The sequence below is a fragment of the Nitrospirillum iridis genome (assembly GCF_014205765.1).
Lineage (GTDB): Bacteria > Pseudomonadota > Alphaproteobacteria > Azospirillales > Azospirillaceae > Nitrospirillum > Nitrospirillum iridis.
Map to the genome: position 1 here is coordinate 458,859 of NZ_JACIIZ010000002.1, position 18,826 is coordinate 477,684.

At 64.8% G+C, this 18,826-nt stretch carries 12 protein-coding genes; 7 read left to right on the forward strand and 5 right to left on the reverse strand.

Annotated features, from left to right (window positions below; genetic code table 11):
* Positions 1–107: 107 nt before the first annotated feature.
* The 3 genes from FHS74_RS05040 (at position 108) to FHS74_RS05050 (ending at position 3,937) form a co-directional block, all read left to right on the forward strand.
* Complete coding sequence (locus FHS74_RS05040) at positions 108–2,822, forward strand: M1 family metallopeptidase (protein WP_184798054.1); 2,715 nt, start codon at positions 108–110, stop codon at positions 2,820–2,822.
* A 161-nt stretch (positions 2,823–2,983) separates the two neighbouring features.
* Entirely contained in the window at positions 2,984–3,412 is a 429-nt protein-coding gene (locus tag FHS74_RS05045; RefSeq protein WP_184798055.1) for a response regulator, read from the forward strand.
* Positions 3,413–3,688: 276 nt separating this feature from the next.
* Positions 3,689–3,937 (forward strand): hypothetical protein, encoded by a 249-nt coding sequence (locus tag FHS74_RS05050; protein ID WP_184798058.1) that lies wholly within the window; start codon positions 3,689–3,691, stop codon positions 3,935–3,937.
* A 175-nt stretch (positions 3,938–4,112) separates the two neighbouring features.
* Here the strand turns inward: FHS74_RS05050 and FHS74_RS05055 are convergent, their stop codons facing one another.
* Positions 4,113–4,508 (reverse strand): acyl-CoA thioesterase, encoded by a 396-nt coding sequence (locus tag FHS74_RS05055; RefSeq protein WP_184798060.1) that lies wholly within the window; start codon positions 4,506–4,508, stop codon positions 4,113–4,115.
* 134 nt (positions 4,509–4,642) lie between these two features.
* Here FHS74_RS05055 and parE point away from each other — a divergent pair, with 134 nt between their 5' ends.
* The gene (gene parE / locus FHS74_RS05060; RefSeq protein ID WP_184798062.1) at positions 4,643–6,631 is read left to right on the forward strand and encodes a DNA topoisomerase IV subunit B; all 1,989 of its coding nucleotides are present in this window, start codon (positions 4,643–4,645) and stop codon (positions 6,629–6,631) included.
* Positions 6,632–6,757: 126 nt separating this feature from the next.
* On the opposite strand, the gene FHS74_RS05065 is transcribed toward parE, so the two are convergent.
* The 4 genes from FHS74_RS05065 to FHS74_RS05080 all read right to left on the reverse strand — a co-directional run bounded on the left by FHS74_RS05065 (position 6,758) and on the right by FHS74_RS05080 (position 14,070).
* Entirely contained in the window at positions 6,758–11,218 is a 4,461-nt protein-coding gene (locus FHS74_RS05065; protein ID WP_184798064.1) for a beta strand repeat-containing protein, read from the reverse strand.
* Positions 11,219–11,261: 43 nt separating this feature from the next.
* Entirely contained in the window at positions 11,262–12,662 is a 1,401-nt protein-coding gene (locus FHS74_RS05070; RefSeq protein ID WP_343066856.1) for a tetratricopeptide repeat protein, read from the reverse strand.
* 387 nt (positions 12,663–13,049) lie between these two features.
* On the reverse strand, positions 13,050–13,190 hold the full coding sequence (locus FHS74_RS05075) for a hypothetical protein (RefSeq protein ID WP_184798066.1): 141 nt from the start codon (positions 13,188–13,190) through the stop codon (positions 13,050–13,052).
* A 193-nt stretch (positions 13,191–13,383) separates the two neighbouring features.
* Positions 13,384–14,070, reverse strand: a complete 687-nt coding sequence (locus tag FHS74_RS05080; RefSeq protein WP_343066857.1) for an alpha/beta fold hydrolase — start codon at positions 14,068–14,070, stop codon at positions 13,384–13,386.
* Positions 14,071–14,396: 326 nt separating this feature from the next.
* Here FHS74_RS05080 and FHS74_RS05085 point away from each other — a divergent pair, with 326 nt between their 5' ends.
* The 3 genes from FHS74_RS05085 (at position 14,397) to FHS74_RS05095 (ending at position 18,779) form a co-directional block, all read left to right on the forward strand.
* The gene (locus FHS74_RS05085; protein ID WP_184798070.1) at positions 14,397–16,025 is read left to right on the forward strand and encodes a DEAD/DEAH box helicase; all 1,629 of its coding nucleotides are present in this window, start codon (positions 14,397–14,399) and stop codon (positions 16,023–16,025) included.
* A 32-nt stretch (positions 16,026–16,057) separates the two neighbouring features.
* Entirely contained in the window at positions 16,058–16,300 is a 243-nt protein-coding gene (locus FHS74_RS05090) for an Lrp/AsnC ligand binding domain-containing protein (RefSeq protein ID WP_004273252.1), read from the forward strand.
* A 217-nt stretch (positions 16,301–16,517) separates the two neighbouring features.
* The gene (locus FHS74_RS05095) at positions 16,518–18,779 is read left to right on the forward strand and encodes an LPS-assembly protein LptD (RefSeq protein WP_246462917.1); all 2,262 of its coding nucleotides are present in this window, start codon (positions 16,518–16,520) and stop codon (positions 18,777–18,779) included.
* Positions 18,780–18,826: the final 47 nt, after the last annotated feature.

The window sequence follows — 18,826 nt, forward strand, 5'->3', positions numbered from 1 at the left end:
CCGGCGCCGAAGACGCATCAGGCCATTGCGCGAGACGGAATCTCGCGGCCATAGTGCGCCCGCATCATTGTTTGCCGCTGCCAGGGACGCCTGCCGCTTTGCCCTTCATGTCCCGTCTCACGTCCCTCATCCTGGCCCTGTTGCTGGCGGTGACCGTGGCCGCCCTGGCCAGCGGCCCGGCGGCGGCAATGGACAGGGACAGGGCTCCGGAGACAGCAGCGGGACCGGAAGCCCCCCCCACGGTGCGCCTGCCCGACACGGCGAGGCCGCTGCGCTACCGCCTGAACCTGGCCATCGACCCGGATGAGAACGAGTTCTCCGGCCAGGTGGAAATCAAGATCGCCCTGCTGAAGACGGCCGACCACATCTGGCTGAACGGCCGCGGCCTGGACGTGTCCACGGCGGAGGTGGTGACGGCGAAGGGCGAGCATGTGCCGGCCACCTGGGACCAGGTGACGTCCGACGGCGCCGCCCGCGTGGACTTCCCCCGGCCGCTGGCCCCGCAGACCCTGACCCTGCGGATCAGCTACACCGCCCCGTTCGATGGGTCGCTGGACGGCCTCTACCGCATCAGCGAAAGCGGTCGCAACTACGCCTTCAGCCAGTTCGAGGCCATCAGCGCCCGCCAGGCCTGGCCCTGCTTCGACGAGCCGCGCTTCAAGACCCCCTATGACATCACCCTGACGGTCAAGGCCGGGGACGTGGCGGTGACCAACACCCTGCCCGTCCGCGAGGAGACCCTGCCCAATGGCCACCGCCGCCTGACCTTCGGCGCCACCCGGCCATTGCCGACATATCTGCTGGCCTTCGCCGTGGGCCCCTTGGACATCGTGCGGGGCCCGACCATCCCGCCCCAGGGCGCCCGGCGCAAACCCATCCCGCTGCGCGGCGTCGCCCTGCACGGCAAGGGGCCGCGCCTAGCCTACGCCCTGTCCGTCACCCCCGGGCTGTTCCTGACGCTGGAACGCTATTTCGACATCCCCTACGCCTACGGCAAGCTGGACCTGATCGCCGCCCCCGACTTCGATGCCGTGGGCATGGAGAACGCCGGCACCATCCTGTACAGCGAGCAGCGCTTGCTGGTGGCGCCCGACGACGCGGTCGACGCCCGACGACGCTTCCTGGTGCTGCACGCCCATGAACTGGCGCACCAGTGGTTCGGCAACCTGGTGACCCCGGCCGGCTGGGACGACATCTGGCTGAACGAGGCCTTCGCCAGTTGGCTGGCGCCCAAGGCGGTGGATGCCTGGCAACCCCGCATGCTGACCGCCCGGGTGGTGGAGCAGGAGGCGCTGGAGGCCATGGACCTGGACGCGCTGGCCTCCACCCGCGCCATCCACCAGCCTATCGCCACCATCAGCGACATCGAAAACGCCTTCGACAACATCACCTACCGCAAGGGTGCCGGGGTCCTGGCGATGGTGGAGGGGTATATCGGCACCGCCGCCTTCCGCAAGGCGGTGACCACCCACCTGCGCCGCCACATCGACGGTATCGCCACGGCCCATGACTTCTTCGGCGCGCTGGCCGACACGGTGCATGACCCGGTGCTGGTGGACGCCCTGCGTTCCTACATCAATCTGCCCGGACTGCCGCGCCTGTCCATGGGCTGGACCTGCCCGCGCGACGGGCTGCAGGTGCAGACCGCGCAGCGCCGATACCGTCCGCTGGGGTCGGTGGCGGATACCGCGCAGCGCTGGACCATTCCCCTGTGCGTGCGCCCCCATGCCTCCAGCGCGCCGTCCTGCATGATGGTGACGGCGCCGCGCCAAACCTTCGCCCTGCACCAGTCCTCATGCCCCTCGGTGTTGATTCCCAACGCCGCCGGCAGCGGCTATTTCCACCTGTCGCTGACGACGGAACATTGGCACCGGTTGCTGGGCGTGCTGCCGCGCCTGCCGGCGGCGGAACAGCTGTCCCTGCTGGAAAGCCTGTGGGGCGAGGTCAGGGCCGGTCATCAGCCGCAATCGCTGTATCTGACCGCCGCCGTCGGCGTGGCCAACGTGCCCGCCTGGGACGTCGCCGCAGCCCCCTTCCCCCGCCTGAAGCAGCTGCTGGAGCAGGCGGAAACGGAGGAGGAGCGGGCGGCCCTGCGCCTGTTCCTGCTGCAGGCGTGGAAGCCCGTGCTGACGCGGGTGGGGCTGTCGCCGGGTCGGCTGGACCGGGTGGCGCCGGAAAACACCGCCTTGCTGCGCGAACGGCTGGTGGCGTTCCTGGCGCTGGACCTGCGCGAGCCCGGCCTGCGCGCCGCCCTGATGGACTTGATGCGCCACGCCGACAAACGCCCCCCGGCGGAGGTGGAGGCGACGGGCATGGCGGTCATGGCCCAGGAACTGGGCCGCCCCTACGTCAGCGGCCTGATCGATCGGCTCAAGACCTCCACCGACGCCCAGGAACGGGAAATGGTGGTGGACACCCTGAACCGGGTGACCGATCCCGTCCTGGCGGCGGAGATACGCGATCTCAGCTTCGCGCCCTATCTGAAACTGAACGAAGTCAACATGCTGATTCGCGGCCAGGGACGCGAAGCCAGCCACCTGCCGGCCTATTGGGCCTGGGTCCAGGACAACATCGCGCATCTGCGCGCCCGGGGATCGACCACCACGCTGGGCGCCCTGCCCCTGCCCCTGGAGGGCTTGTGCAGCAACCAGGCGGCCGCCCAGGTCGAAGCCTTCTTCCGGCCCATGGCGGGGGATCTGGAGGGCGGCGGGCGGACGGTGGACCAGGCGGTGGAACGCATCCGGCTGTGCGCGGCCCAGCATGGGGGGCCCCTGGCCCAAACACCCCCCTCGCAAAAGCCCTCATCGGCGCTAAGGCAATAATCCCAAAAGTTTACCCCCGAAAGTTTCGGTCAACTGGCCGAATTGTTAAGAGCCACGGCTTGCTGTACCTACTGAAGGGACACTGTATGCTTGGGGCGGTGGCCGGGACCGGCTTCCTGCGAGACATCGCGCTGGGGATGTCGCCAAAAGTCAGGAGAGCCATGAGCCAGATTGAGATCAACCGGGAAATCGACGGCGGGGTGGACGCCGCGATCCGGCTCATGATTGTCGAGGACGACGCCTTGGTGGCCTTGGGAATCCGTCTGACGGTGGAGGATCTGGGCTATTACGTCTGCGGCATCGCGGCGTCCGAGCCCGAGGCCATCGCGCTGGCCGCCAGCAGCCATCCCCACCTGGCCCTCATGGACATCCGGCTGAAGGGCGCGGTCGACGGCATCGACACCGCCCGCCGACTCCGGAACGAGTTCAGCCTGCGATCGGTCTTCCTCTCCGCCTACACGGACGAGCAGACCATGGCGCGGGCCAGCCTGACCTATCCTTTAGGCTTCGTGCAAAAGCCCTATTCCGCCGGACAGCTGAAATCGGCCCTGGACCTGGCGTTGCGGCGGCTTGCCGCACCCAAGGACTAAGGCGAAATCCCCGTTGAGCGCCGGGCGCGGCGGGCCCAAAAAGGCCTAGGACGAATTGTTTGTTGGAATGATGTCCGGTCTGGCGTGTTATCAGGGGGATAGCGCTTCCACCTTGGTTAACGCGCTGGGAAATTTGACGCATCCGCCGGTCGCTTTGCCTTAATTCCGCCGGAAGATGCTGCAAAATCATTGTTGTGATCCAGCCAGCCTTGGGTCACGACGTCAAAGACGTGCGGAACCCAATCCGTGCGTAAAGACGCATAGAAGGAGAGGAATATGCGCTTTAAAGCCCTGATGCTCGCCCCGGTTCTGCTGCTCGGCTTGGCCGCTTGCGACAAGCACGACACGCCTGCGCCGAAGACCGAAGCCCCGGCGGCCGCCCCTGCGGCACCCGCCGCCGAAGCGCCCGCCACCCCGGCCCCGTCTGACAGCACCGCCACCCCGGCGCCGGCTCCGTCTGACAGCACCACCCCGGCCCCGGCCACGCCGGAGCCCTCGACCACCGAACCCCCGAAGGGCAACTAAGCGCTTCGTCGGGGCTTTGGCCTAACTAACGTCTGCGGGCCCGTTCCTCACCGGAACGGGCCCGTTTTCGTTGTTCGTAGGCCCCAGACGCCGGCGGGGCATCCGCCCTTGGCTCATCCGCACTGCCCGCCTTGCGGTGCACGGCCCTATGGGCACGGCCGGACGCAAGGAGAAATCATTCCGGCCCGATGGGGCGGGGGCGGCCATCTTCGCCGATGGCGACGTAGGTGAAGACGCCCTCGGTCACATAGACCGCCTCGCCGGTGGCGCCACGCCGCACCCAGGTGTCGATGCGCACGCGGATGGAGGTGCGCCCGACGGCGATAATCTCGGTGTAGCAGTTCAGTTCATCGCCCACCGCCACCGGGCGATAGAACTTCATGGCCTCGATTCCCACGGTCGCCACCTTGCCCCGGGCGCGGCGCACGGCCTTGGCCGCCCCGGCCAGATCCATCTGCGACAGCACCCAGCCGCCGAAGATGTCGCCGTTGGCGTTGGTGTCGGCCGGCATGGCGAAGGTGCGCAGCGCCGGGGCTGCGGAAAAATCGGGGGTGGGCGGTTGGTCGTTCATCGTCAGCGCTCCTGGCCGGCCACCCCCGATGTGGGAGGGGGCCGCGTCCATCCTTACAAAATGTGGTGGTTGTCGGGTCTGATCCGCCGCCCCTAGTCCTTGAACTGCAGCGACGCCCACTCCTATAATGGGGTATGAGCGACCTGTTTCAGAATACCGCCCGCAAGCAAGACAGCTATTCCGCCCAGGACATCGAGGTCCTGGAGGGGCTGGAGCCTGTCCGCCGCCGTCCTGGCATGTACATCGGTGGCACGGACGAACGCGCCCTGCACCATCTGGTGGCCGAGGTGCTGGACAACGCCATGGATGAGGCGGTGGCCGGCCACGCCACCCGCATCGACCTGGAACTGGCGGCCGACGGCACCGTGACCGTGCGCGACAACGGCCGCGGCATCCCGGTGGACGACCACCCCAAATACCCCGGCAAGTCGGCGCTGGAGGTCATCCTGACCACCCTGCATTCCGGCGGCAAGTTCAGCGGCAAGGTCTATGCGACCTCCGGCGGCCTGCACGGCGTCGGCCTGTCCGTCGTCACCGCCCTGACCGACCAGCTGACGGTGGAGGTGGCGCGCGACCGGACCCTCTACACGCAAAGCTACAGCCGGGGCGTGCCCCTTTCCCCACTGGTGAACGCCGGCCCGGTGAACAACCGCCGCGGCACCCTGGTGCGCTTCCACCCCGACGCCCAGATCTTCGGCGAGGGCGCCCACTTCAAGGCGGAGCGGCTGTACCGCATGGCGCGGTCCAAGGCCTATCTGTTCCGGGGTGTGGAAATCCGTTGGAGCTGCGACCCCACGCTGCTGGCCGACGACAGCGCGATCCCGGCGGCGGAGACGCTGCACTTCCCCAACGGCCTGCTGGACTATCTGGTCTCGGCGCTGAAGGACCGGCGCACCGTCACCCCCACCGCCTTCGCCGGCCAGGCCGACTTCCCCAACCAGGCCGGCCGGGTGGAATGGGCCGTCGCCTGGCCCGAGGATGACGAGGGTTTCAGCCACACCTACTGCAACACCATCCCCACGCCCCAAGGCGGCACCCACGACCAGGGCCTGCGCCAGGCGCTGACCCGGGGCATGAAGGCCTATGGGGAACTGGTGGGCAACCGCAAGGGCCCGTCGCTGACCGCCGAGGACGTGGTGGACGGCGCCACCATCCTGCTGTCCGTCTTCATCCGCGACCCGCAGTTCCAGGGCCAGACCAAGGAAAAGCTGGTGAGTGCCGAGGCCGTGCGCCTCACCGAAGTGGCCATCAAGGACCATTTCGACCACTGGCTCTCGGCATCCCCCGACGCCGCCAAGGTGCTGCTGGACCGCCTGGTGGACAAGGCGGAGGAGCGGGCCCGCCGCCGGGCCGCCAAGGACATGGCGCGCAAGACGCCCACCCGGCGCTTGCGCCTGCCCGGCAAGCTGGCCGACTGCTCGCGCCAAAGTTCCGAAGGCACCGAGATTTTCATCGTCGAGGGCGACAGCGCCGGCGGCTCCGCCAAACAGGCGCGCAACCGTGAGACCCAGGCCATCCTGCCCCTGCGCGGCAAGATCCTGAACGTGGCCTCGGCCAGCATCGACAAGCTGCGCGGCAACCAGGAACTGAGCGACCTGGTGCAGGCCATGGGCTGCGGCGCCGGCAAGGATTTCGCCGTCGACCGCCTGCGGTACGAGCGCATCGTCATCATGACGGACGCCGACGTCGACGGCGCCCACATCGCCTCGCTGCTGATGACCTTCTTCTATCGCGAGATGCCGGCGCTGATCGAACAGGGCCACCTGTATTTGGCCCTGCCCCCGCTCTATCGCCTGTCGCAAGGCTCCACCGTGCGCTACGCCCGCGATGACGCCCACAAGGATGAGCTGCTGGCCAGCGTGTTCAAGGCCAACCAGAAGGTGGAGATCAGCCGCTTCAAGGGCCTGGGCGAAATGCAGCCCAGCCAGCTGAAGGAGACCACCATGGACCCCACGCGCCGCACCCTGCTGCGCGTGACCGTGCCGGACCTGCGCGACCCGGAACAGAAGGACGACGCGGAGAACACGGCCAGCCTGGTGGAAAGCCTGATGGGCCGCAAGCCGGAGCTGCGCTTCAAATTCATCCAGGAAAACGCCAAGTTCGCGCAGGACCTGGACGTCTGAGCCGTTCCAGCACCGCGCCGGAAGCCGAAAACGCCTGGACAGGGAGACCCGTCCAGGCGTTTCGCTTTTGGGCATGAAGGGAAAGGCGGCTTCCGGGACGCATCCTCCCGAAAGCCGCCGCTGGGTTCAGGTGTGCCAGGAGCCGCTCACGGCCCCATTGTAAAAGCTGTTGCTGGTGCTGGTCGCCGTCGTCGTCAGCGGATTGAAGCCGGAATGCGATGAGGTGAACGTGTTCATCGTCCCCAGCAGATTGGTGACGTCGGCCTGCGACAGGACGTAGCCGTCGCTGGCCTTGATGGTGGCGACATCGTTGCTGGAACTGGCGAACCAGCCCGTCAGCTTCACATCCTGGGCAACACCCAGTTGGTCAATGATCAGGTCATTGCCCGACTGCTGTAGCCAAATTTGATCGTGCGCGACGAACAAATCCAGTTCCCCGCTGGGGCCGACGCCGTTGGTGGAAAGGCTCAGCGTGGTATTGGCGCCGGTGACCGTCACGGTATTACCAGTTCCTGTAACCTTCGCGGCCGCCCCGGCCCATAGCTGGACGCTATCGTTCGCGCCGGTGAGGGAGACCTGTCCGTTGTCCTCCACGACGAGAGCGTTGCTGCTGGCGGTCACCGTATTGCCGGTCCCGTTTAACCAAACCGCCCCACCGCTGCCCGTCACCGAAACAATATTGGAATTCCCGAGAATCCCCACCGTGTCATTGTCACCCACTTGCACGGTATTGCCGGTGCCGGAAATTTCCAGGCGGGAACCGGATGTCACCGACACGTTACCCGAGGAGATGTAGAGCGTGCTGTCCGTACCGTACTGACCATTGCCGCCGATAGTGATGTCTTCCCCACTATCCGCATGGATGACATTGCCACCCGTGAGGGTCAAAGTGTTGTGCAGACCGGAGATGGTCGCGGTCGCGTTTGCCCACAGTTGAACTGTGTCGCTCGCCCCACTCAGGGACACCTGGGCATTGTCCTCCACGATGATCACTTCACTGCTGGCGGTAACGGCGTTGTTCGTCCCGACCAACCAGACCGAGCCGCCTGAACCTGTGACGACCACCGTATTGTTACCACCGTTGGCGCCAACAACCACATTCGCGCCGGCAGTTATGTAATTGCCCGTGCCATAAATGTTGTTATGGGAATCAGCTGTCAGCACAACGGTGCCATTCGATATATTGAGAGTATTGCTGACACCATATTCGCCGTTCCCGCCAACGGTGACGCTGTCACCGCTCGCAGCCGTGATCGCATTGCCTGCGCCAGTCACGGAAGCCGAAGCCCCTGCCCAAAGACTAATGGTATCGTTCGATCCAAATATAGATGCCTGAGCGCTATTCTCGACGATGATAGTGTTGCTGCTGGCGGTCACTGCGTTGCCGGTTCCGTTCAACCAAACGGACCCACCCGTACCCGTCACCGAAACCGTATTGGAATTCCCGAGAATCCCCACCGTGTCATTGCTGCCCACCTGCACCGTATTACCGGTACCGGAAATTTCCAGATGGGACCCGGTTGTCACCGACACCGTACCCGAGGAAATGTAGAGCGTACTGTCCGTGCCGTACTGACCATTGCCGCCGATGGTGATGTCCTCCCCACTATCCGCATGGACGATATTGCCACCCGTGAGGGTCAAAGTGTTGTGCAGACCGGAGATGGTCGCGGTCGCGCTTGCCCACAGTTGAACTGTGTCGCTCGCCCCACTCAGGGACACCTGGGCATTGTCCTCCACAATTATCGTATTGCTGCTGGCGGTCACCGTGTTGCCGGTTCCGTTCAACCAAACCGACCCCCCCGTACCCGTCACCGAAACAATATTGGAATTCCCGAGAATCCCCACCGTGTCATTGTCGCCCACTTGCACGGTATTGCCGGTGCCGGAAATTTCCAGGCGGGACCCGGATGTCACCGACACGTTACCCGAGGAGATGTAGAGCGTGCTGTCCGTACCGTACTGACCATTGCCGCCGATAGTGATGTCTTCCCCACTATCCGCATGGATGACGTTGCCCCCTGTAAGGGTCACCGTGTTGTGCAGACCGGAGATGGTCGCGGTCGCGCTTTGCCACAATTGCACACTGTCGTTGGACCCACTCAGGAACACCTGGGCGTTGTCTTCCACAACAATCGTATTGCTGCTGGCGGTGACGACGTTGTTGGTGTTCACCAGCCAAACGTAACCGCCGCTGCCCGTCACGGCGATACTGTTCGACCCGCCGCTGGCACCAATCACCGCGTGATCCGCAACCTGAATTGTATTTCCGCTACCGTGAACATCCAGGTGGGAATCGGCCTTCAGGGACACCGTCCCGTTGGACAGGGTGAGGGTGTCGGAGGTTCCAAACTCGCCATTCCCACCGATCGTCACCGAGGCATGGTCGAGCGCGCTAATAACATCGCCGCCACCGGTGATGGAGACGGTGGCACTGGCCGCCACGCTAACCGCCGCGTTGGAGACGGTGACATTGGCGTTATTGCCCGTCAGGCTCACCGTATCCTGGCTCCCCGTTAGGGTCGCCGTTTGATTAGCCCCCAGCGTCACCACATCGGAATTACCAGCGGCAATCAACGTGCTGATACCGGTGAGCGTATCAGACATACTGCTGCCCGTTACCTTCGCACTGCCTGCGGCAAGATTGATGCTCATGCCGTTGGCGCTGTAGCTCGCCGTGGCGACCCCACCCGCAGCCCAGAGCAAGCTGCCGGCACCGGTCCCCACCAATGTCGCGCTACCCGCCGTGCTCTTGAGGGTGGCGGTGCCATTGGTCGCGATCAGGGTATTGTTGGTACCGGTCGAGATGGCAACATCGTTGGCGCTATTCAGGGTTATGCTGTCATTCGATCCGGCAATTGAAACCGTTGTCTGCCCATAACCGGCCACGGACACCGAACTGCTACTAATATTGATCGCTTCAGTCGCGATGGCGCTTGTGGTGATCGATATCGCCGCCGTCCCGGTGCCACTTACCGCGTTCCCGGAACCAGTTAAGGTAACGAGATTACCGGTGCCATTCAGTGACAATATCGCACTGCCGCCTGCCGTCACGGCTTCGGTATTACCTGTCGTAACCAGCTTGCTGATACCAATCAGCTTGTCCGACACACTGGCCCCAGCCAACTTCGAGGTGCCGACCACCAAGTCTATAGTCATATTATCCGAGAAGTAGCTGGCGGTCGCATCTCCACCGGTCGATTGTAGTTTGCTGCCCTGGCCAGTGCCCACCAGGGTGGTGGTCCCCCCCGCGCTTGTGAGCGTGGACGTGCCGTTGGTGGCGATCAGAGTATCGTTAAGCCCAGATGCGATAACATTATTCTGGTTGCCACCGATGGTGATGACGTCGCTAGCCCCCGTCACCCGGATGGTGCTGCCGGTTATGTTCAGCGTTTCACTGGCCCCTGCAGTGTTGATTGTAACGGTCAGAGCATTGGTGCTGGTCAATGTGTTCCCAGCTCCCGCGAGGAAGATGGTGCCTCCCATCGGGCTAAGGGAGGCGCCAGTGAAAGTTATATTGCTGTTGTTGGTCGTTAACGTTTCGGTCGCCGTGGTAAGGGTGGTGGTGTTTATCGTAATGTTGGCATTCTCCGCGCCAGCGGACATCGACACTGTGTTGCCACTACCGCTCAGACTAACAACATCCCCGTCGCCACCAAGCGACACATATAGTCCACCCACCGTGCTCTTTATATTCGCGCTATTGCCAAACGCCTGCAGTGTCCCAATTCCGATCAGTGTGTCCGCAATCGTTGTCCCGGCGACACCCGCTGAACCGTTAGGCCCCAACGATGCGCTGGCGTTCAACGTTATGGAAACATCGTCCGCGACATACCGCGCGGTACCGTTCTTAAGAGTATCCTGGAGTTTGTTGCCCTGACCATTCCCGATAAGCACAGAAGTTCCGGCCGAGGATATAAGCGTAGCACCACTACCGCTAGCAGCCAGCGTATTTCCAGAACCGCCAGTAGCTGTAACCGTCACCACCGCGTTGCTGGCAACGGTCACCGCGTTGTTGGAGCCGCCGGTTAAGGTGGCCACATCACCATTCTCAACAACTATATTATTATTTGATCCGGAAATTGTTTCGCTAACATCATTAACATATATATCGCTTGAGTTCGCATTGACAACCAAACCCTTGCTATTCAGATACAGCGTCGACCTTAGGCCCGCCACCGTCGTGTTCGCATTGATTGTTGTTCTACTCGCATCTGAGCTAACAACCCTTGCCGACGACCCCGCATCGACGTTTATGATATCAGAATATCCTTTATCAATATTTACGGTATTACTTCCAGAAATTCTCAACGTTAGTCCGGAAGACGATAATGATATCACATTCTCGCTGCCGTTTACCGTCAACGATGTCGCCCTTTGAAATATAGTGTCGTGATTACCATTTACAACACCATATGCTCCATTGATCGTCAAATTGCTGCCACTGCTATTTACCGTGTTCGATGAGCCATTAACCGTATAAGTGGCAACGCCCCCAGTGATTGTGTCAGAGGATCCAGTTATAACAAAGCTGGTGTCGCCACTGACCGTTGTCGTCAAAGAGCTTGCGGATATGGTCGTTGTCATATTCTGATCTCCGTCACTAATTTGAATTCCGAGAAGCTCGGTCTTACAAACTCAAAATCCGCGTCCTGAGCGTCAGCTCCTTTGAGGCGCGGTCGAAGACGTGGTCCCAGTCGCCTTCGGCGCGAGGGCGGAACAGGCGCATGGTCGGGTACCAGGGGCAGTCGGTGCGATCGAGCAGCCACAGCCAGTGGGCGACGTCGCCCAGCAGCACCCACACATCCTTGCCCAGGGCGCCGGTCAGGTGGGCGACGGCGCTGTCGGTCATGATGACCAGGTCCATTTGCTCCACCAGCGCGGCGGTGTCGGCGAAGTCGCCGAGGTGCGGGGCCAGGTCGATGATGGGACCGCCCCGGGGCAGTTCGCCCAGCGCCTTCTCCGGCGCCCCCTTCTGCAGGCTGTAAAGCTGCACGCCCGGCAGGGCGAAGGCCTGGAAGAAGCGCATCAGGGGCTGGGCCCGTTCATGGTTGCGCTTGAAGCCGGTGTTGCCCGACCAGACGACGCCCACCCTCAGGCGGCCGTCGCGCGGCCCCAGGATCTGGGCGGCCTTGGCGCGCCGGTCCGGCGGCACCCGCAGATAGGGCTGCGCCGGGATGCTGGCCATGTCCGGGGTGAACAGGCCGGGCAGGCTGCACAGATGGGCGTGGAAGTCGGTCTCGGGCAAGGGCTCGCCCCGGGGGATCAGACGGTCGGCCACCCGCAGTTCCGCCAGCAGGGGAATCAGCTCGCGCTGGCACTCGACGACCAATTCGCCGCCCAGGGCCTTCACCCGGGAGAGATAGCGCGCCGCCCACAGGGTGTCGCCGAAGCCCTGCTCACACAACAGCAGCAGGCGCTGCCCGCCATAGGGGCGGCCATCCCATTTGGTGCTGGGCCCGTTGACGCCGGCGATATCGCGGGCGGGCACCTGGCCGCTGATCAACCGCACCTCATAATCCGGCCACGCCTGGCGATAGTTGCCGAAGTAGAGATAGCTGCGCCCCCGGTCCCAGCGCGCCTTGTGGAAGTTGGGGTCCAGTTCCAGCGCCCGGCTGAAGGCCAGCGCCGCCTCGCCATGGTTCCCGGCCTCGGCCAGCGAGGCGCCGAGGTTGTGGTGCAGCAGCACGTCGCGCGGCGCCAACTCGATGGCGCGGCGATGGGCGTTCACGGCACTTTCCAGGTATTTCAGCTTGGTCAGGGCGTTGCCCAGATTGGTCCAGATGCCCGACCCGCGCGGGTTGGCCGCCACCGCGTCGCGATAGCACCACAGGGCGTCCAGGTGCCGCTCCATCTGGGCGAACATGACGCCGCGGGCGTTCAGCAGGTCGGCATGGCCAGGATCGCGGCCCAGAGCGTCGGCGAGCAGCGCCTCCGCCTCGGCATACTTGCCCTGGTCGTGCAGCGCCGTGGCTTGGCGCAAGGCCTCGGCACTGGTCGAATGAAGGGTGACGGTGCCGGCTGCCAACACGAAAACGCTCCTGCTCCACGACGCGGCGTCAGCCTATCCGTGTGCAGCCGGAAACATCGTCCCTCGAGCCTACGGGTGTAGGGGCGCCGCCAAGCAGGCGGCAACGACAAGGCTTAGCGCTTTCCGACACACCCTGATGGCCGGCGCCATCTAAGCGGGTCGCACGCATATCAGCAAATGATTTTTGCGAGTATTATGCGTGACACCATTCCATCCCGGCGAATGACATGCCACGTATCGACGGGCGCTGATTTGACGCCACGGGACCAGACATACGCCCAATAAAAAAGGTCGCATTTCTGCGACCTTTTCACCTGGACGCGGCAAAGGCGCTGGCAAGCCAGTGCCCTCACCCGTCTAACCTTACCGCACGCGGGATATGACGGCTCAGTGGCCGTGACCGCCGTGCCCATGATCATGGCCGCCATGGCCATGATGGCTGCTGGCCTCGGCCGGCTTCACGGCGGCGATGGACAGCGCGGCGAGCAGGCTGAGGCCGAGGAAAGCAGCGATGCCAATGGTGACCATGGGTGTCATCCTTCACAATCGAGATGGCGGTTGAGCCAACAAGGGAAGCCTAGACCAGTTTTCGCGGGATGCGCAACCGCCCAGGTGACAAAGTCGTGTCATCTATCCTGATGGGGGGGGCGCGATGGGGCGGCACTCCGCGCCAGGCAAGCCCCCGGCCGTCGTGCGCCCGTCACCCCGCCCGGGCACGGGCCTATTCGGGCCGCAGCCATTCGCGCATAAGGCGGGTCGTCTCCCCCGGCTGTTCCAGCGGCGGCAGATGGCCGCAGCGATCCACCACCGCCAGGCGGGCGCCCGCGATGCCGGACGCCATCTCCTCCGCCCAGGCCACAGGGGTCACCTGGTCCTGCCCACCCACCACCACCAGGGTGGGACAGCGGATGGCGGCCAGATCGGGGCGGCCATCCGGGCGGCCCAGGATGGCGCCTTGCTGGCGGATGAAGGCGTCACGCCCCACACGGTCGGCCATGGCCATGACCTCGCCAGCGATGGCGGGATCGGCCTGGTGGTCGGGGTGGAGCAACTGCGGCAGCAGGCGGGGCGTCACGCCCCGGAACTTGCCTGTCCGGGCCAGCGCCAGCAGCCCCTGGCGCCGCCGGCGCTGTTCCGGGCTGTCGGGCCGGGCGGAGGTGTCCATCAGCGCCAGCCGCTCCACACGGTCGCCAGCCTGGCGCATGATCTCCTGCGCCACATAGCCACCCATGGACAGCGCCGCCAAGCTGAAACGCGCCGGCGCAGAGGCCAGCACCCCGGCCGCCAGATCCGCCATCGACTCGGCACCCGTCAAATCCGCAACCCGCACGTCCGCCAGGTCGGCGAGATCGCGTACCTGGTGGCGCCACAGGGCCGCGTCGCACAGCAAACCGGGCAATAGGATCACAACCGGCTTCCTTTCCGGGGCGAACCGCACCCCGGAAGGCGACACAACAGTTGACATTGAAGGAAATCCTTGCCCTTGCGGACGGGAATTGATATCGAACGCGCGACCCTAGACCATGTCCCGGCTTCCGCCAAGCCGTGCGTGGCTCCAGCGTGGGCGATACCGGACCACCCATCGGGGCTGGGCCGGGCGTCGCTTCCGGTTCCGCTGAAAGGTCGGGCTTGGCACGGGATGGCGGCCCCGCCGGCCCGGCGCCCCACACTTGAGGGGACCGTGGCATCCGCCATGGCCCTGTTACAGATGCACACCATACAGATATAGGTCGCATGCTTTTCTCGGAAATTGGGCTAGGCCCGGAAGTCCTTCGCGCGGTTGAAGACGCGGGCTATAGCCAGCCCACCCCGATCCAGGAAAAGGCGATCCCCTGGGTGCTGCAGGGGCGCGACGTGCTGGGCTGCGCCCAGACCGGCACGGGCAAGACGGCGTCGTTCACCCTGCCGATGATCGACATCCTGGCGTCCGGCCGCGCCCGCGCCCGCATGCCCCGTTCCCTGATCCTGGAACCGACGCGCGAGTTGGCGGCCCAGGTGGCCGAAAACTTCGAGGTCTACGGCAAGTACAACAAGCTGAACATGGCGCTGCTGATCGGCGGCGAATCCTTCGGCGACCAGATCAAGAAGCTGGAGCGCGGGGTTGACGTCCTGATCGCCACGCCCGGCCGCATGATGGACCTGTTCGACCGGGGCAACATCCTGCTGTCGGATATCAAGATCCTGGTGATCGACGAAGCCGACCGCATGCTGGACATGGGCTTCATCCCGGATATCGAGCGCATCGTCGGCCTGCTGCCCAAGATCCGCCAGACGCTGTTCTTCTCGGCCACGATGCCGCCGGAAATCCGCCGCCTGGCCGATGCCTTCCTGATGAACCCCCGCGAGATCACCGTGGCCCCGCCGGCCTCGCCCGCCGCCACCGTCACCCAGGCCGTGACCATGGTGCGCAACGAGGACAAGCGCGAGGCCCTGCGCCACCTGCTGCGGACGGAAGAGGTGAAGAACGCCTTCATCTTCTGCAACCGCAAGCGGGACGTCGCCGTCCTGCACCAGTCGCTGACCAAGCACGGCTTCAACGCCGGTGCCCTGCACGGCGACCTGGCGCAATCCAAACGCACCGAGACGCTGGAGCAGTTCCGCCAGGGTGAGATATCGCTGCTGTGCTGCAGCGACGTGGCCGCCCGCGGCATCGACATCGCCGGCGTCAGCCACGTGTTCAATTTCGACGTGCCCCACCACGCCGACGACTACGTCCACCGCATCGGCCGCACCGGCCGCGCCGGCAAGACCGGCCGCGCCTTCATGCTGGCGACGCCGGACGACAGCCGTACGCTGGGCGCCATCGAGAAGCTGATCGGCCGCGAAATCCCCCGCATCATGATCGACGGGCTTGAAGCCCCCGACATGTCGGAAGGGGAAGGTGATGGCGGCCGTCGTCGTCGCGGCGCCCGTGGCGGCAGCCCCCGGGGCGACGCGCCCAAGAGCCCCAGCCGCCGTCGCGGCGGTGCCTCCGCCGAAGCCCCCCGCGACGTCCCGGTCGCGCCGGAGAAGGCGCCCGAAGTCCAGGAAGTGGTCGAGGCCCGGCGGCCCGAGCGCCAGGAACGGCCGGAGCGCGCCGAGCGGCCGGAGCGGGCGCCCCGCGACCGTGGCGGCCGGAATGAGCGCGGCCGCGACAGCACGCGTACCGAAGCGCCGCGCGAGGCCCGTCCGCCGCGTCAGGAGGAGCGGAACGACCGGAATGACCGGAGCGAGCCGCGCCGCCGCTGGCGGGAAGAGGATGACGGTCCGTCGGTGGTCGGTTTCGGCGACGACGTGCCGGCCTTCATGTTGCGGGTGGCCCGGCCGGTGGCCGCCGCCCGCGCGCCCGGCGCTTTCGATGGAACCGACACGCCCGAAGCGTGACCGGACATAACGCCGGAGGCATAAGCGTCCCCATGCAGACCATCTTCGTGCAGATCAAGTGCGAGCTGGGCAAGGCCTACGACGTGGCCGATTCGGCGGTCGAGACCCTGGAAGAGGTGTCCGAGGTGCACTCCATCTCCGGTCAGTACGACCTGATGATGAAGTGCTACCTCGGCGATGAGGCCGATATCGGCCATTTCGTCACCCAGCGCCTGCAGACCCTGCCGGGTGTCAAGGACACCTTCACCATCATCACCTTCAAGGCGTTCACCTGACCATCCGCCGGCACCTGGCGGGCCGGATTGACGGCGCCGTCCCCGACGATAACGGCGGATGGCACCCGTGGAACGGGCCAGCCGTGTTGACTTGGCCCACGGCATGGGCAAGAAGGTGATCCATGAAGCGGAGCAAGGACATCGGCCAAATGGCCCAAAGCGGCGGCACCCCCTCCCCCTGTGAGCGACTGTGCGAACGTCTGGGGAGTGTGACCCGTTGAGCACGCGCACCTGGACCTTGTCCCCCGTGGCCCTGAAGCGCCGGGCGATCGCCGCGGCCTTGATGATGGGCCTGATGTCGACCACGGCGCTGGCGCAGCAGCAGCAACCCGCCCCCAAGCCGGCGGCGGCCCCGGCCAAGAAAGACCAGCCGCCCGTGCTGCTGGAGGCCGACCAGGTCGACACTGATAACGAGCTGAGCATCACCACGGCCACCGGCAATGTCCAGCTGTCCCAGGGCGGCCATGTCGTCCTGGCCGACACCATCAGCTACAGCGAACGCACCAACGTCATCACCGCCAGCGGTCATGTCGTCATGATCCAGCCGGACGGCGAGGTGATGTTCGGCGACTACGCGGAACTGACCGAAGACCAGAAGCAGGCCTTCGTCGACCAGTCGCGCATGCTGCTGCAGGACAACAGCCGTCTGGCCGGCTATCAGGCCGAACGCATCGACGGCCGCTACACCCGCGTCACCCGGGGCACCTACAGCCCGTGCAAATTGTGCGAGGATGATCCGAGCGCGCCGCCCACCTGGCAGATTCGCGCCAAGCAGGTGACGCACGACAGCGTATCGCACGACATCTATTTCCGCGACGCCACCATCGAGGTGGCGGGCGTGCCCATCACCTATCTGCCCGCCTTTTCCATGCCCGACCCCTCGGTCGACCGGCGCAGCGGCTTCCTGACACCCACGATCGGCTACAACAGCAACCTTGGCATGTTTGGCCGATTGAAATACTACTATGACGTGTCGCCCGACAAGGACCTGCTGTTCGATATAACGCCCAGCGCCAATGACGGGCTGCTGTTGGGGACGAAGTATCGCGAGCGCTTCACCAACGGCTATCTGGAACTGCAGGGCGCGGCGACGTACGCCCAGAACACCCAGACCTCGGGCACCAGCACCATCAGTCCGCATGAACTGCGCGGCTGGGCGCAAGGCATTGGCCGTTTCGACATCAACGACGCCTGGCGCTGGGGCTTCGACCTCAACCGTGTCACCGACGACAATTTCCTGCTGCGCTACAGCTATAGCTCGCAACAGCTGCTGACCAGCCGCCTCTATACCGAACGGTTCGCCGGCCGCGACTACTTCAACGTCGGCATCTACGGCTTCCAGGACCTGCGGCCCTCCAACACCTTGGAAGAGCCGGTGGCGCTGCCGCTGGTCACGTACAGCGCCTTGGGCGAGCCGGGTGAGACCCTGGGCGGCCGGTGGTCCTACGACGCCCAGATGCTGGACCTGTGGCGCGAGCAGGGCACGCGCTCGCGCCGGGCCTCGCAGGTGGCCGGCTGGCAGGGCGACTACACCAACAGCCTGGGCATGGTCACGACGGTGAACGCCCTGCTGCGCACCGACGCCTATTCCATCAGCAACCTGGAAAACTCCACCACGGGGGACCGCGAGAGCTTCAACCGTGTCCGCATCTTCCCCCAGGGCCAGATCATGACCCGCCTGCCCTTCGTGCGCGAGGACGGCTCGGTGTCGGAGCTGATCGAACCGATCGTGGCCTTCACCGCCGCCCCCAACTACCACAACAGCAGCGACCTGCCGAACGAGGACAGCCAGGACATCGAATTCGATTCCACCAATCTGTTCCGGCTCAGCCGCTATCCGGGCGTGGACATCCTGGACGGCGGCCAGCGCGTGACTTACGGCATCCGCGCCGGCGTCTACGGCAACGGCGGCGGCAGCAGCACCCTGTTCTTCGGTCAGAGCTACCGCTTGCAGCACAACACCGATTTCGCGACGAACTCCGGTCTCTACAGCCGCCAGTCCGACTATGTCGGCCGGCTGGAACTGACGCCCAGCCCGTGGATGGACGTCAGCTACGGCTTCCGCCTGGATCCGACCAGCGGCGCCCAGCGCATGCATGACTTCACCGGTTCCTTCGGTCCGTCCATCTTCCGCGTGTCCGGCAGCTATCTCTATATCAACAAGCTGGAACTGCAGAACGGCACCGTGGCCGACACCAGCACCAACCTGCAGGAAGTGAGCGGCGGGGTCACCTCGTCCTTCCTGAAGTATTACACCGTGGGCCTTTCCACGCGGTACAATCTGGCGGAGGGTGGCGGCCCGGTCTCGACCAGCCTGACCACCACCTATCAGGACGACTGCTACACCTTCTCGCTGATCATGGAACGCGATTATGCGCAGCGCGTGGGCCTTGCGTCAGGTAACCGCATTTACTTCCGCATGATCTTCAACAAGCTTGGCATGTTCGTCAGCCCCGCCTTCACCGGCACCTCGCATTAACCCTGCGGGGAACGCCGGTCCCGGGGGTATAGTCGGATATCGCCATC

What these genes read in the sequence shown, in the direction of transcription:
- FHS74_RS05040 (WP_184798054.1), top strand. Translation starts at nt 108, where the DNA reads ATGTCCCGTCTCACGTCCCTCATCCTGGCCCTGTTGCTGGCGGTGACC.
- FHS74_RS05045 (WP_184798055.1), top strand. Translation starts at nt 2,984, where the DNA reads ATGAGCCAGATTGAGATCAACCGGGAAATCGACGGCGGGGTGGACGCC.
- FHS74_RS05050 (WP_184798058.1), top strand. Translation starts at nt 3,689, where the DNA reads ATGCGCTTTAAAGCCCTGATGCTCGCCCCGGTTCTGCTGCTCGGCTTG.
- FHS74_RS05055 (WP_184798060.1), bottom strand. Translation starts at nt 4,508, where the DNA reads ATGAACGACCAACCGCCCACCCCCGATTTTTCCGCAGCCCCGGCGCTG.
- parE (WP_184798062.1), top strand. Translation starts at nt 4,643, where the DNA reads ATGAGCGACCTGTTTCAGAATACCGCCCGCAAGCAAGACAGCTATTCC.
- FHS74_RS05065 (WP_184798064.1), bottom strand. Translation starts at nt 11,218, where the DNA reads ATGACAACGACCATATCCGCAAGCTCTTTGACGACAACGGTCAGTGGC.
- FHS74_RS05075 (WP_184798066.1), bottom strand. Translation starts at nt 13,190, where the DNA reads ATGGTCACCATTGGCATCGCTGCTTTCCTCGGCCTCAGCCTGCTCGCC.
- FHS74_RS05085 (WP_184798070.1), top strand. Translation starts at nt 14,397, where the DNA reads ATGCTTTTCTCGGAAATTGGGCTAGGCCCGGAAGTCCTTCGCGCGGTT.
- FHS74_RS05090 (WP_004273252.1), top strand. Translation starts at nt 16,058, where the DNA reads ATGCAGACCATCTTCGTGCAGATCAAGTGCGAGCTGGGCAAGGCCTAC.